This window comes from Nocardia sp. NPDC041819 (assembly GCF_055590505.1).
This window is the reverse complement of the sequence record NZ_JBVJAP010000002.1, coordinates 1-14238: the sequence shown is the minus strand read 5'-3', so window position 1 is coordinate 14238 and position 14238 is coordinate 1. Positions and strand designations below refer to the sequence as shown.

General features: G+C 66.6%; 13 protein-coding genes and 1 pseudogene. 8 read left to right on the top strand and 6 right to left on the bottom strand.

The window, feature by feature from the left end; translation table 11 throughout:
- Positions 1–125: 125 nt before the first annotated feature.
- Positions 126–380: a hypothetical protein gene (locus tag ACZ6DL_RS06955; RefSeq protein ID WP_466049616.1), complete on the top strand. Its 255-nt coding sequence runs from the start codon at positions 126–128 to the stop codon at positions 378–380.
- A gap of 56 nt (positions 381–436) precedes the next feature.
- Here the strand turns inward: ACZ6DL_RS06955 and ACZ6DL_RS06950 are convergent, their stop codons facing one another.
- Entirely contained in the window at positions 437–2731 is a 2295-nt protein-coding gene (locus ACZ6DL_RS06950; RefSeq protein WP_466049615.1) for an MMPL family transporter, read from the bottom strand.
- Positions 2732–2933: 202 nt separating this feature from the next.
- On the opposite strand from ACZ6DL_RS06950, the gene ACZ6DL_RS06945 reads away from it, so the two are divergent.
- From ACZ6DL_RS06945 to tgt, 5 genes are all read left to right on the top strand, one after another.
- Positions 2934–3524 (top strand): TetR/AcrR family transcriptional regulator, encoded by a 591-nt coding sequence (locus ACZ6DL_RS06945; RefSeq protein WP_466049613.1) that lies wholly within the window; start codon positions 2934–2936, stop codon positions 3522–3524.
- Positions 3525–3560: 36 nt separating this feature from the next.
- Positions 3561–4064, top strand: a complete 504-nt coding sequence (locus ACZ6DL_RS06940) for an RrF2 family transcriptional regulator (RefSeq protein ID WP_466049611.1) — start codon at positions 3561–3563, stop codon at positions 4062–4064.
- A gap of 88 nt (positions 4065–4152) precedes the next feature.
- A complete protein-coding gene (locus ACZ6DL_RS06935) occupies positions 4153–5886 on the top strand; it encodes an ABC transporter ATP-binding protein (RefSeq protein ID WP_466049609.1) in 1734 nt (577 codons plus the stop codon).
- Positions 5883–7787 (top strand): ABC transporter ATP-binding protein, encoded by a 1905-nt coding sequence (locus ACZ6DL_RS06930; protein WP_466049608.1) that lies wholly within the window; start codon positions 5883–5885, stop codon positions 7785–7787. The genes ACZ6DL_RS06935 and ACZ6DL_RS06930 overlap by 4 nt, the downstream gene beginning before the upstream one ends.
- 57 nt (positions 7788–7844) lie before the next feature.
- Positions 7845–9116: a tRNA guanosine(34) transglycosylase Tgt gene (tgt, locus tag ACZ6DL_RS06925; protein ID WP_466049606.1), complete on the top strand. Its 1272-nt coding sequence runs from the start codon at positions 7845–7847 to the stop codon at positions 9114–9116.
- 67 nt (positions 9117–9183) lie between these two features.
- Here the strand turns inward: tgt and ACZ6DL_RS06920 are convergent, their stop codons facing one another.
- Positions 9184–9963 carry a queuosine precursor transporter gene (locus ACZ6DL_RS06920; RefSeq protein WP_157114106.1) on the bottom strand — a complete coding sequence of 260 codons (780 nt, stop codon included), beginning with the start codon at positions 9961–9963 and terminating at the stop codon, positions 9184–9186.
- Between the two features lie 29 nt (positions 9964–9992).
- Here ACZ6DL_RS06920 and ACZ6DL_RS06915 point away from each other — a divergent pair, with 29 nt between their 5' ends.
- Positions 9993–10511, top strand: coding sequence for a DUF4190 domain-containing protein (locus ACZ6DL_RS06915; RefSeq protein WP_040864386.1), 519 nt, complete (start codon positions 9993–9995; stop codon positions 10509–10511).
- A gap of 76 nt (positions 10512–10587) precedes the next feature.
- Here the strand turns inward: ACZ6DL_RS06915 and ACZ6DL_RS06910 are convergent, their stop codons facing one another.
- Genes ACZ6DL_RS06910 through ACZ6DL_RS06900 form a run of 3 tightly spaced genes read right to left on the bottom strand, consistent with a single transcriptional unit; the run spans position 10588 to position 12773 of the window.
- On the bottom strand, positions 10588–11271 hold the full coding sequence (locus ACZ6DL_RS06910; RefSeq protein ID WP_357043440.1) for an RDD family protein: 684 nt from the start codon (positions 11269–11271) through the stop codon (positions 10588–10590).
- Positions 11272–11317: 46 nt separating this feature from the next.
- Positions 11318–12274, bottom strand: coding sequence for a tRNA glutamyl-Q(34) synthetase GluQRS (gene gluQRS / locus ACZ6DL_RS06905; RefSeq protein WP_466049604.1), 957 nt, complete (start codon positions 12272–12274; stop codon positions 11318–11320).
- Between the two features lie 16 nt (positions 12275–12290).
- Positions 12291–12773, bottom strand: a complete 483-nt coding sequence (locus tag ACZ6DL_RS06900) for a DUF309 domain-containing protein (protein WP_391460739.1) — start codon at positions 12771–12773, stop codon at positions 12291–12293.
- 285 nt (positions 12774–13058) lie between these two features.
- On the opposite strand from ACZ6DL_RS06900, the gene ACZ6DL_RS06895 reads away from it, so the two are divergent.
- Positions 13059–13406 (top strand): DUF397 domain-containing protein, encoded by a 348-nt coding sequence (locus tag ACZ6DL_RS06895; protein ID WP_466049602.1) that lies wholly within the window; start codon positions 13059–13061, stop codon positions 13404–13406.
- Between the two features lie 98 nt (positions 13407–13504).
- Here ACZ6DL_RS06895 and ACZ6DL_RS06890 read toward each other — a convergent pair.
- Positions 13505–14238 (bottom strand): annotated as a pseudogene (locus ACZ6DL_RS06890) (cytochrome bc1 complex cytochrome b subunit); the annotation flags it as partial.

The window sequence follows — 14238 nt, the reverse complement described above, 5'->3', positions numbered from 1 at the left end:
GGTCCCTTATGTGAACTGAACATTTGCTGTTTATGAATTACTTGGGATCTCGCTGGTCTTTGTTGGATAGCTGTCGGTGCGGCCGGGTATTCCCTCTTACGGGGTGCACGGAAGGAACCGATGAGATGCGCGACTACGAATCCCGTGCGCGTGCCAGACGCGGCCCGGGCGCCGGCTCCCGGGTATTCGGCTTCCTGCTGCTGGCCTGGCTGGCGATCGGGTTGCTCGCGGCCGGTCAACGGCATTATTTCGACAGCGGCCCCCCGCTGAACTGCGCCGGTTGGGGCACGATCGGTCTCACCGCCCTCGCGGGCCCACTCAACTACGTCGGGGTGAATCCGCGAGTGGGCGACTGCGAACTTCCGCAACCGACCGGGTGAAACGCACTCGGCCCCGCATCCGGAGTCCGGATGCGGGGCCGAGCCATGGGCGTCGATCAGCTGACGCCGACCGGTTCTTTCACCGTCTCGGCCGAACGCCGCTGCAACTCACGCAGCTTCGAGCCCTCGACGTCGATGTCGGGCAGGATGCGGTCGAGCCACTTCGGCATCCACCACGACCACTTGCCCATGATCACCAGCAGCGACGGAATCAGCACCATCCGGACGATGAACGCGTCCAGCAGCACGCCCACCGCCAAGGCGAAGCCGAACGATTTCGCGGTCACGTCGGTCTCCAGCAGGAAGGAGCCGAACACCGAGATCATGATGATCGCCGCCGAGGTCACCACGCGCGCCCCGTGGTGGTAGCCGGCGACCACCGCGTCCTTGGCCGACCTGCCGTGCACGAACTCCTCGCGCATCCGGGTCACCAGGAAGACCTGGTAGTCCATCGCGAGGCCGAACACCAGGCCGATCAGCATGATCGGCATGAAGCTGACCAGCGGATGCGGGTCCTCGATCAGGCCGAGCTTGCCCTCCTGGAAGATCAGCACGGTCGCGCCGAAGGTCGCCGCCATCGACAGCAGGAACCCGAGCGCCGCGGTGAGCGGCACCAGGATCGACCGGAACACCAGGATCAGCAGGACGAACGCCGCGCCCGCCACGATCGCCAGGTAGGGCACGATCTTGCTGAGCAGCACGTGGTCGACGTCGGCGTAGATCGCCGTGGTGCCGGTAATGCCGTATTCGATGCCGTACTCGGCCTTCAGCTGGCCTTCGGCCTCCCTGGCGTCCTGCACCAGGTCCTTGGTGGCCTGGTTGTTGGGCCCGGACTTCGGGACGCCGTCCAGCAGCGCGCCCTGCTGGTCCTGGCTCCACTGCGGCTCGGTGACGTAGTCCATGCCGGGGTAGGACGCGAGCTTGTCGCGCAGCGCCCGCACCGCCGCGTCCCGGTTCTCGGCGGGCACGGCGCTCAGGTCGACGGCCACGTTCAGTATGCCGTTGCTGCCCTCGCCGAAGCCCTCGGTGCGCAGCTCATAGGCCTTCCGGATGGTGGAGGTCTTCGGCATGCTGTCGTCGCCGGGCAGGCCGAGGTTCAGGCCGGCCGCGGGGGCGGCGAGCGCGCCGAGCACCACGACGCTCAGGATCAGCGCGACCCACGGCACCCGGCCGATCAGCCTGCCGAAGCGCATGCCGTTGGTGATCGAGGTCTCGTCCTCGGGATCGTGCTGGGCGACGACCGGCAGCTTCGGCTTGAACAGGAAGCGACCGAACGCGCCGAGCAGCGCGGGCATCAGCGTGATCGCGGTGAGCACCGCGAACCCGGCGGCGATCGCGCCACCGAGGCCCATGAAGGTCATGAACTGGACGCCGACGATGCTCAGGCCGGCCAGCGCGATGATGACGGTCAGACCGGCGAACACGACGGCGGAACCGGCCGTGCCCAGCGCGGTGCCCGCGGCCTCTTCCGGCGAGTCCTGGACCGCGAGTTCGTGCTTGTACCTGGACACGATGAACAGCGCGTAGTCGATGGACAGCGCGATGCCGATCATCGAGGCGAGGAACGTGGTGAAGCTGGGGATCTCGATCACCGAGGTGCCGAGCATGATCAGCGAGGTGGCCGCGCCGAGACCGACGATCGCGGTGACGATCGGCACGAACGCCGCGACGATGGCGCCGAACGCGACGATCATCACGACCAGCGCGACGGCCATGCCGATCATCTCGGACTTGCCGCTGGGCGCTTCCTGCTTCTGCGCGATCGAGCCGCTCATCTCGACTGTGAGCCCGGCGTTACGCGCGCCGGCAGCGGCGGCGTACGCCTCTTCCCGGTGCGCGTCGGTCACGTCGGTGAACTTCGCGATCGTGAACGGGACGTTGATCACCGCCACGGTCGCGGGCGCGGTCCGGCTGAGCACGTTCAGCGGGGCGCCACTGCACTGCGCGGGGTCGGGGGTGGCCAGGCAGCCCATCTTGTCGGCCGCTTCGACCGGATTGACGATGGGTTTGCTGTGATCGACGATGTCGAGCCTGCCGAGATCGGCGATGAACGCGTCCAGCGCCGCACGGTTCGCCGGGTCGGTCAGCTTCTGTCCCTCCGGAGCGGCGGCGACATAGGTGCCGGTGACCGCGTCGAACTTGAACGCGGCGGAGGCGCCGGGGAAGTGCTTGTCGAGGATCTCGTTGGCGCGTTCGGACGGCAGGTTCGGCATGCTGAAGTCGTTGCTCATCGGCTTGCTGAGCTGTGCCCCGAGACCACCTAGGAGCACGAACAAGACGAGCCAGACAGGAAGGACTATCCATTTCCGGCGGAAAGCGAACTTTCCCCATCTGTACAGATAAACGGACACGAGTGGTTCTCCTAGCGATGACTGGGATCGTGCTGGGTCTGCGTGTAGACAGCACTCGCGGGGGTGCCCTGCCTGCCTCCGCCTCCACTGACGCTTTCTGCCTACCGTGCGGTAGGTAGACTACCCAGGAGCTAAGCGGAGGAACAACCTCTATTCTGCGGGCGACATTCGCTCGACGCGAAGGTGATGAGAGGATCATCGAATGTCTGTGCGTGACACACCCGGCGCTGTCGCCGCAGGTGGAGGCACTAAAAGCGCGATTCGAGACGCCGCGGTGAAGCTGTTCGGGGCCAAAGGATTCGAGCAGACCAGCTTGCGTGAGGTCGCGGATGCGGTAGGAATCACAAAGGCGTCGCTCTACTATCACTACGCGTCGAAGCTCGATCTGCTATTGGCGATCATCGATCCGATCGTCGATCACATGCGTTCGGTGGTGAACGATCTGGACCAGGTACCGCACGACGCCGAGAGCATCCGGCAGGTGCTGCGCACCTATCTGCGCGGCCTGATTCATCACCGTGACGCCGGGGCGCTGGTCGTGCGCGACACCGTCGCCATCATCAACGCCATGGCCGACCGCTATCCGGATCTCATGGACGCCAGTCAGGCGCTGCGCGAGTGGCTGGCCGGCCCGGACGCCACCGAGGAGGCGCAGCTGCGCGCCTGCGCCGCGCTCGAGGTGATCGGTGTCGCGCTGGTGTCCAAGGAACTCGTGCCTGGTGCGGACGATTCACTGGTGGAATCCTCACTGCTGGATGCCGCGACCTGCGTGCTGGCAGGCGGTGGCGCGTAGATTCGAGCTATCCCCTCGACGCCAGGAGTCGCTGCTGTGCACATCACCGCGAAGGTCGATTACGCGGTGCGGACGCTGCTCGAGATCGCCAGTGCGCCGCGACTGGACCAGTCGGTCGTCGGGCTCGGCGCACCCCCCGTGCAGGCCGCGCCCGTGGTCAAGGCCGAAGCGATCGCCACCGCCCAGCGGATTCCGCCGAAAGTGCTCGAGTCCGTGCTCGGCGAGCTGCGCCGAGCCGAACTGGTGATCAGCAGGCGCGGGCCGGACGGCGGCTACTGGCTGGCCAGGGCCGCGGCCGACATCTCCATCGCCGACGTGATCCGCGCGATCGAGGGCCCGCTGGCGTCGGTGCGCGGCGCCCGGCCCGAGGACGTCCACTATTCCGGTGCCGCCGAACCGTTGCAGCGGGTGTGGATCGCGCTGCGGGTCAACATCCGGGCGGTGCTGGAGAACGTCTCCATCGCCGACATCGCGAACGATCGGCTTCCCGGATTCGTCGAGGCGCTCACCGAAGACCCGGGCGCCTGGGCGCGCCGCTAGCTCCGCATACCCCCGACGGGAGAGCATTCATGCAGGTCAGAAATCTTCGCGACGTCTCGCGCCGACAGCCGGTAGCCTGCGATTCATCATGCTGACCAGACTCCTTCGTTCGCATCTGTACCCTTACCGCGCCCAGCTGGCGGGGGTCGTTGCGCTTCAGCTGGTTTCCGTGATCGCGATGCTGTATCTGCCCAGCCTGAACGCGGACTTGATCGACAACGGCGTCACCAAAGGTGATCTCGGCTACATCTGGACCACCGGCTTGTGGATGCTCGCGGTCACGGGCGTGCAGATCGTCGCCTCGGCCGCTTCGGTCTATCTCGGCGCGCAAGCGGCCATGGGCGCGGGCCGCGACCTGCGCGGCGCGTTGCTGCACCGCGTCGGCACGTTCTCCGCGCGCGAAGTGGGGATGTTCGGCGCGCCCTCGCTGATCACCCGCAATACCAACGACATTCAGCAGGTTCAGCTGCTCATCGTGATGTCGGCGACCATCCTGGTGATGGCACCGATCATGTGCGTGGGCGGCATCATCATGGCCTTGCGCGAGGATCTCGGGCTGTCCTGGCTGCTGCTGATCGCGGTGCCCGCGCTGGCGGCGGCCATGGGCGTGATCATCTCCAAGATGGTGCCCGGCTTCCGCGACATGCAGGCCAGGATCGATGAGGTGAATCGGGTACTGCGCGAGCAGATCACCGGTATCCGCGTGGTGCGGGCGTTCGTACGGGAACGGCAGGAGACCTGGCGCTTCGGGCTGGCCAACACCGAACTCACCGACACCGCGCTGCGGGTCGGCCGGTTGATGGCGCTGATGTTCCCCACGGTCATGCTGATCAGCAATGTCACCGCGGTCGCGGTGATCTGGTTCGGCGGGCACGCGATCGACGCCGGGCACATGCAGATCGGTTCGCTCACCGCGATGCTGTCCTACATCATGCAGATCCTGATGGCCGTGATGATGGCCTCGTTCCTGGCCATGATGGCGCCGCGCGCCGCGGTCTCCGCCGACCGGATCGGCGAGGTGCTCGACACCGAATCCTCGGTGCACCCGCCGCGCTTACCGCAGCCGTTCACCGACGACCCGGCCGTCGTCGACTTCCGGTTCGCCGAATTCGCCTACCCCGGTGCGGAAAAGCCGGTGCTCGAGGCCATCCGTTTCCAGGTGCGCCCCGGCACCACCACCGCGATAGTCGGCTCCACCGGCGCCGGGAAAACCACGCTGATCAACCTCATTCCCCGGCTGATGGACGTCACCGACGGCGCGGTTTACGTCGGCGGCACCGACGTTCGCCACATCGACCTGGAAGTACTGCGTTCGCAGATCGGCCTCGTCCCGCAGAAGGGGTACCTCTTCTCCGGCACGATCGCGAGCAATCTGCGCTACGGCAATCCGCACGCCACCGACGACGAACTCTGGCGCGCGCTCGAGATCGCGCAGGCCGCCGATTTCGTCCGGGAGATGCCGGAGGGGTTGCAGACCCCCGTCGCTCAGGGCGGCACCACCGTTTCCGGAGGCCAGCGCCAGCGGTTGGCCATCGCGCGAGCGCTGGTGAAGAAGCCGAGGGTGTATTTGTTCGACGACTCGTTCTCCGCGCTCGATGTCGCGACCGACGCCAGGCTGCGCGAGGCGCTGAAGCCGGAGACCTCGGACGCGTCGGTTCTCATCGTCGCGCAGCGCATCGCCACCATCCGGGACGCGGATCAGATCGTGGTGCTCGAGGACGGCGCGATGGCCGGGATCGGCACCCACGAGCAACTGTTGCGGGATTGCTCGGAGTACCGGGAGATCGTCGAGTCGCAACTGAGTGCCGAGGAGGCGCGATGAGACCCGGAATGCCCACTCCCGGTGCGCCGGACGCCAAAGCGAAATCGTTCGGACCGTCGCTGAAGCGGCTGCTGCGCAGGCTCGCGCCGGAGCGTTTCCAGGTCGGGCTGATCATCGCGCTCGTCATCGTCTCGGTGGTGCTGAACACCATCGGGCCCTACATCCTCGGCAAGGCGACCAACCTCGTCTTCGACGGTGTGGTCGGCAAACAGCTGCCGTCCGGGGTGACCAAGGACCAGGCGATCGAAGGCCTGCGGGCCAAGGGCGACAACACCTTCGCCGACATGCTCGGCGCCATGGACGTGGTGCCCGGCGTCGGGGTGGACTTCGGCGCGGTCGGCCGGGTCCTCGCCCTGGTGCTCCTGCTGTACATCGGCGCGGCCGTGTTCGGGTGGTTGCAGGGCTACCTGCTCAACGTCGTGATCAATCGAACGGTGAAGCGGCTGCGCGGCGAGGTCGAGGACAAGATCCATCGGCTTCCGTTGCGCTACTTCGACTCCGCGCCGCGCGGTGACGTGCTCAGCCGGGTGACCAACGACGTCGACAACGTCTCGCAGAGCCTGCAGCAGACCATGAGCCAGCTGCTCATCTCGGTGTTCTCGGTGCTCGGCATCCTGGTCATGATGTTCTGGATCTCCTGGCAGCTCGCGGTGATCGCCTTGCTCACCGTGCCCGCCGCCATCGTGGTCACCGCGCAGATCGCGAAACGGTCCAAGCCGCACTTCGTCGACCAGTGGAAGTACACCGGCCTGGTCAACGCCCAGGTCGAGGAGGCGTACTCGGGGCACGAGGTGGTCACCGCGTTCGGCCGTAACCGCGAGGTCGGCGAGGAGTTCGACCAGCGCAACGAACAGCTCTACCAGGCCAGCTTCAAAGCGCAGTTCATCTCGGGCATGATCATGCCCGCGATCATGTTCCTCGGGAACGTGAACTTCGTGCTGGTCGCGCTGGTCGGCGGCCTGAAAGTGGCCACGGGCAGCCTCTCGCTCGGCGAGGTGCAGGCGTTCATCCAGTACTCCCGTCAGTTCAGTCAGCCGCTGACCCAGCTCGGCGCGATGGCCAACCTGTTGCAGTCCGGCGTCGCCTCCGCCGAGCGGATCTTCGAGATCCTCGACGCCGAGGAGCAGAGCCCGGACCCGGTGATGGCCGACGCGCGTCCGGTCGACCGCGGCCGGGTGGAGTTCGAGGCCGTCTCGTTCCGCTACGAACCCGACAAGCCGGTGATCGAGCGACTGTCGCTGGTGGCCGACCCTGGGCACGTGGTCGCCATCGTCGGGCCCACCGGCGCGGGCAAGACCACGCTGGTGAACCTGCTCATGCGGTTCTACGAACTGGACGCGGGCACGATCACCATCGACGGCGTCGACATCACCGAGATCACCCGCGACCACCTGCGCTCGCGCATCGGCATGGTGCTGCAGGACACCTGGCTGTTCCGCGGCACCATCCGGGAGAACATCGCCTATGGCAACCCGAACGCAAGTGAGGAAGAGATCCTCGCCGCGGCGCGCGCCGCCTACGTCGACCGTTTCGTGCACGCGCTGCCCGACGGCTACGACACGGTCATCGATGAGGAGGGCTCCGGCGTCAGCGCGGGCGAGAAACAGCTCATCACCATCGCGCGCGCGTTCCTCGCCAAGCCGTCCATCCTCATCCTGGACGAGGCGACCAGCTCGGTGGACACCCGCACCGAGCTGCTGGTGCAGCACGCCACCGCCGCCCTGCGCCGCGACCGGACCAGCTTCGTCATCGCCCACCGCCTGTCCACCATCCGCGACGCCGACCTGATCGTCGTCATGGAGGCGGGCCGGATCGTGGAACACGGCTCGCATGAGCGTTTGCTCGAGGAGCGCGGGGCGTACTACCGCCTGTACAACGCCCAGTTCGCGGGAGCGGTGTGAGGCGGGCGAGCGGTGGGCTGGTTCGGGCGGCGGGCGGCGAACTGCGAGGATAGCGGGGTGTCCGGTCCCGAATCCTTCTCCTTCACCGTCGGTACGCGCCTGGACGGGCGGCACGGCCGGTCCGGTGTGATCGCCACGCCGCACGGGTCGATCGCCACGCCCGCGTTCATCCCGGTGGGCACCAAGGCGACGGTCAAGGCGGTGCTGCCGGAGACCATGCGGGAACTCGGCGCCCAGGCGCTCCTGGCCAACGCCTACCACCTCTACCTGCAACCGGGCGCCGACATCGTGGACGAGGCGGGCGGGCTCGGCGCGTTCATGAACTGGCCGGGACCGACCTTCACCGACAGCGGCGGGTTCCAGGTGATGTCACTGGGGGTCGGCTTCAAGAAGGTGCTGGCGATGGAGGCGGTCGACGTGCGCAGCGACGACGTGATCGCACCCGGCAAAGAGCGGCTGGCCACCGTGGACGACGACGGGGTCACCTTCCGCTCCCACCTCGACGGCTCCGCGCATCGGTTCACCCCCGAGGTGTCGATGGGCATTCAGCACCAGCTCGGCGCCGACATCATGTTCGCTTTCGACGAACTCACCACGCTGCTCAACACCCGTGCCTACCAGGAGCGATCGGTACAGCGCACGCACGAGTGGGCGCAGCGCTGCATCGACGAGCACGAGCGGCTGACCACCGCGCGCACGCACCGTCCGTACCAGGCGCTGTTCGCCGTCATCCAGGGCGCGCAGTACGAGGACCTGCGCCGGAAGGCATGTCGAGGGCTGGAATCGATTCGCGGAAGCGCGGGAACGGGATTCGACGGCTACGGCATCGGCGGCGCGCTGGAGAAGCACAACCTGGGCGCCACCGTCGGTTGGTGCTGCGACGAGCTGCCCGAGGACAAGCCGCGTCACATGCTCGGCATCAGCGAACCGGAGGACATCTTCACCGCGATCGAGAACGGCGCGGACACCTTCGACTGTGTGAATCCGTCCCGGGTCGCCCGCAACGCCGCGATCTACGTCGACACCGGCCGTTTCAACATCAACACCAGCCGCTTCCGACGCGACTTCACTCCGATCGACGAGAACTGCGACTGCTATACCTGCGCCAACTACACGCGCGCCTACATCCATCACCTGTTCAAGGCCAAGGAGATGCTCGCCTCCACGCTGTGCACCATTCACAACGAACGGTTCACGATCCGCCTGGTCGACCGCATCCGGCACAGCATCGAGGGTGGCTACTTCGATGAGCACAAGGCCGAGACATTAGGGCGTTGGGGGAAGGGAAAGGCTTTCCGGGAACACGACGGCGCGGGTCCGCAAGGGTGATCGTGAGCTTCACGGAGCCGCGATCGTCTCTTGCGGCGCCCGCGCCGCAGGGTGGTCGGGGAACTCGTCAGGTGCGCAGTGGATCCACTTCGGTCGGCGCGTAGCTGGGTTCGTGCTTCTTGAGCAGAGCGATCACCCGGTAGGTGATCGGGAGCACGATCACCTCGCAGAGGGTCTTCCAGAGGAAGCCGATGATCACGTAGTTGAGGAACTGCTGCCAGGTATCGATGCCGATGGCGCCCGCGGCGATCGAGCAGAAGATCAGCGTGTCGGCGAACTCGCCGACGATGGTCGATCCGATGAGCCTGGCCCACAGGTACTTTTCCTTCGTCCGCTCCTTGATCAGCACCAGCGTCGCGGAGTTCAGCAGCTGGCCGACGAAGTACCCGGCCAGGCCCGCGATGACGAGCCGGGGCGTCGTCCCGAGGACGGTGCGGAACGCTTCTTGGTTGTCGTAGAAGCTCGCGGCGGGCAGCCGGATCGCGATGGCGAAGCACACGACGGTCAGCAGCAGGGCGGCGAAGCCGTAGTAGATGGCCCGGCGGGTGGCGCGGAAGCCGTACACCTCGCTCAGTACGTCGCCGAGGATGTAGGCCAGGGGGAACAGGAAGAAGGCGCCATCGGTGGCGATCGGCAGGACTTGTAGCGGCCCGAGCGACACCGATCGATCGCCGAGGAACTCCACCCCCTTGGTGGCGCAGATGTTGGAAATGATCAGGGTGGCAGTGAACAGGGCCACGATCGGTGCGTAGTACCCCCGCGCGACCTGGGCAAATGCCGCATGGTCCGCGGGGCGCCCAGGCCCGCCGTGCTCTTGCGTGGTTTTCGACTCACTCACCCGCATCATCCAACCAGGTTGTGGAATACGCTGTAGCAATGACGAATCCCGGCGATTCCGACGAGTGGTGGAAGCAGTACGGCGGCCAAGGCGTGTCGCCGGAGTCCGGTGGGCAGAGTTCGGTCCCGCAGTACCCGAGTCCTGAGCAGCAGCCGTCGGGTTACCCGTCGGCGCCGCAGTACCCGGTACAGCCGCCCTCGCAGCCGATGACGCCGCCTCCGCAGCCGCAGTATCCGTCCTACCAGCAGCCCGTGCAGCCGTACGGTCAGCCGAACTACGGCTACCAGACGCCCTACCAGCCCTACGGCGTCCCGGCGCAGGGCACCAACGGCATGGCGATCGGCGCGCTGATCTCGTCGCTGGTCGGATTCGTCACCTGCGGGCTCGGCTCGATCGTCGGCATCATCCTCGGGGTGATCGCGCTGAATCAGGTCAAGCAGAGCGGTCAAGAAGGACGCGGCATGGCGCTGGCGGGCATCTGGATCGGTGTCGGCGCGATCGTGCTCGGCATCCTGTGGTTCGTCGTCGTGATCATCGCGGGCGCGACCAGCACGTAGCGGCACGGCCGGGAAAGCAACAGGGGCGCACCCGATTCGGGCGCGCCCCTGTTGCTTTGGATATCGCTGTGGCGGATCAGGCCTTGACGACCTGGGTGCCGCCGGCGAACTTGTCGTGCCAGCCCTGCTTGTTCGGGTCCTGCGAGATGGTGACCATGATGTAGATCGCCAGACCCAGCGAGACCAGGCCGCCGACGCACGGAATGATGTTCGCGGCGACGAACGCGTTGCGCTTCAGCGAGGTGACCGGGTCGATCTTGGCGGCGCCGCCCGGGGCGAGCACCTTCAGGCCGAGGATCTTCTTGCCGAGCGTGGTGCCCTGCGAGGTCTCCATGCCGACGAAGTAGCCGAGCTGGACCAGGGTCCACACCAGGCCGAGCCCGATGGTCAGGCCCACCGAGTTGTTGACCAGGATGTACAGGATGAAGTACGGGATCATCAGGATGATCGCGTCGATGACGCGGGCGCCGATGCGCGTGCCGAGGTCCCCCGGCTGACCACCGTAGGCGTTGAACCCGGGCTGTTGCGGGTACTGACCGTAGGGATCCTGGCCGTACTGCGGCTGCTGCTGCCCGTACTGCGGCTGCTGCCCGTACTGGGGCTGCTGCTGGCCGTACTGCGGCTGCTGCCCGTACTGGGGCTGCTGCTGCTGGCCGTACTGGGGCTGCTGCCCGTACTGGTCGCCCCCCTGCGGGTACGGCTGCCCGTACGGCTGCCCGCCCTGAGGATACTGGTTGGGGTCGTACCCACCGCTTGTCATAGTTGTTTGTCCTCGTCGATTGATCAGTAGTTGGACGATGCGTACGTTACGGACATGGGCTGCTTCGCAACAACCCATGAACGTCGAGTATCCACGGTTCGCGGGGCAGCCGCCGGGTGTCGAAACACGCGAGTAGCTCGGACGACGATGTCGCGGTGAAGCCGAGCGAAGCGGCCAGTGCCGAGACTACTTCCTCCGGCGTGTTGCCGAGCGCCGATCGTTCGCGGAGTGTCACCGCCCCATCCCGTTTCGCCAGTCGCCGACCCTCGGTATTGAGCACCAGCGGCACGTGGGCGTAGCTCGGCACCGGCAGGCCGAGCAGCGTCGCGAGGTAGGCCTGGCGCGGGGTCGACGGCAACAGGTCGTCGCCGCGTACTACCTGGTCGACGCCTTGTGCCGCGTCGTCCACCACGACGGCGAGGTTGTAGGCCGGGACGCCGTCGCCGCGCCGCAGGACCACGTCGTCCACCGGGCCTCGGTAGCGACCGTGCAGCTCGTCCCGCACTTCGAACTCGGTCACCGTGGCGCGCAGACGCAGCGCGGCCGGACGACCCTCGGTGCGCAGCCGGGCCCGTTCCGAGGCGCTCAGCGTGCGGCAGGTGCCGGGGTATGCGCCCATCGGGCCGTGCGGCGCGGTCGCGGCTTTCTGAATTTCCCTTCGGGTACAGAAGCATTCGTAGGTGAGTCCGGCGGCGGCGAGGTGAGCGATGGCCGCCTCGTACCGCGCCGACTGCTCGGACTGGCGTACCACGGGTCCGTCCCAGTCCACGCCGATCGCCGTGAGGTCGTCCAGTTGCCGCTGCTCCGCACCGGGACGCACCCGGTCCAGATCGTCGATCCGCAGCAGGAAGCGGCGGCCGGTGGACCGAGCGAATGCCCAGGCCAGCAGCGCGGTGCGGAGATTGCCCAGATGCAGGTCCCCGGACGGGCTCGGCGCATACCGGCCCGCGCCCGGCTCAGTCACGGGACCGGCGGTAGACGATGGGGTGCGCACGTCGGCCATGGTAGGAGCGACGCGCTCAACCGCGCAGACGCGGCCGCAGGTCGGCGTCCGCCGGTTCGTCGCCTGCCTCCAGCGTGGCGAGCAGGGCCTCGGCGTGGGCGACCAATCCGGCGAGGTCGATATCGTAGGGCGCTCGCCCGCTCTCCGGCTGGTATGCCGTCAACCGCGACACAGCGCGGGCGAGCAGTGTACGCGCCCCCTTCGGATTACCGCGCTGTATGTGGGTCAGTCCGACAGCGAACTGCGCGAGCGCTTGCCACAGCATCCGCTCGGCGAACGGTCCGTTCTTCCATGCGGCCTCTAAAACCTCGTGTGCGTTGAATGCAAGTCCGTCGTCCAGCAGTTGCTGGGCGAAGGTCAAGGTTTGCTGGGGTGGAAGATCGAGATCGTCCGGAATTCGGGCAACTCCGGTGCTCCCGGGAGGCAGCGGCCGCCCGAGACGGTCGCGCGGACGGGCATTACGGGCGCGACCTGCGTCGTCACGAGCGCGTTCGACCATAGGTTCCATCATGCACGGCCGCAGGGGCCGCGTCGACGCACCCCGTGGGCGAGCGTGAATTGTGCTCCGATAACAGAGCAATCACATCCGTTAAAAACATTGTGGTACGCCAGTGTTCAGAATGGATGAGGGAGGCTGGCAATGCTTCCGCAACTCCCTCTCTTCGCAAACGTGTGTGGTTGCGATGATTGAATAGGCAAGAGCCGGGCAAACTTTCGAAGGACCTGCTAGTGTTACCGCGCGGGGACAGGCCCCGCGCGAGGTTAATTTCCTCTGGAACTCGATGTGCGATATCTACGCACCGGGAAAGTGCGCTCCGGCACGGGGTGCACCACGGGATTCGGCTTTCCAGTCGGGTACCGATGCTTGCTGGAACGATGTCAGGAGAAATCTCGCTCTCGACGCAGCAAAGGAGCTAGTGCCGTGGAGGTTGATTGGACGGGCGCTGTGTGGCGCAAGAGCACATACAGCGGTCCGGATGGGAACTGCGTGGAAGTCGCTTTTCTCGTCGACGGCAATGTCGCGGTTCGTGACACCAAGGACAGTGGACGTGGCCCGGTCTTGGCGTTTGCGCCGGGCGAGTGGGATGCATTCCTAATGGGGTTCTCGACGGGAGAGTTCCGGCGCGGCTGAACCGCTCCGGAATGGCCTGAACAAGGCAAAGCGGGCCCCGGGTCGTGTGGACTCGGGGCCTTCGCGGTTTACGGGCGGGTCGGCTGCGGCGCGAATCCTCAGTGCGCGGAACCGTTTCCGTCACCGTTCGCTCGTTGCTGAACCTTGCGCAGCACGGCGAGCTGCCTGCGTTCCTCTTCGTGCTCGACCTCGAAGTGCCGCACGCTCTCCGCGCGCGGATCCGCGCGCAGGAAGCTGCCGGTGCCCGGCTTGCCCGCCGCGCCCAGCTTGCTCATCTTCTTCGGGACCGGTGCGCCCTGGTACTCCAGCGGAATCGGGTGACCGTGCGCGTCGACCGGGCCGAGCGGCTGGTGCACCTCGATGTATTCGCCGTGCGGCAAGCGCTTGACCACTCCGGTCTCCACCCCGTGCTCGAGTACCGCGCGGTCGCTGCGCTGCAAGCCGAGGCAGATGCGGTAGGCCAGCAGGTAGGCGATCGGAGGCAGGAGCAGGATGCCGATGCGGCCCGCCCATGTCGTCGCGTTCAAGGAGATCTGGAACTTGTAGGCGATGATGTCGTTGACGCACGACAGCGTCAGCACCACGTAGAACGCGATCGCCATCGCGCCGATCGCCGTGCGAACGGGCACGTCGCGGGGGCGTTGTAGCAGGTTGTGATGGGCGCTCCTATCGCCGGTGAGCCGCTTCTCGATCCAGGGATAGGCGATCAGCACGGTGAACACCAAGCCCATGAGCAACGCGACCCAGAACACCGCGGGCACGGTGTAGCGGCCCAGATACAGCTCCCATGGCGGCATCAACCGGGCCAGGCCGTCGGTCCACATCATGTAGA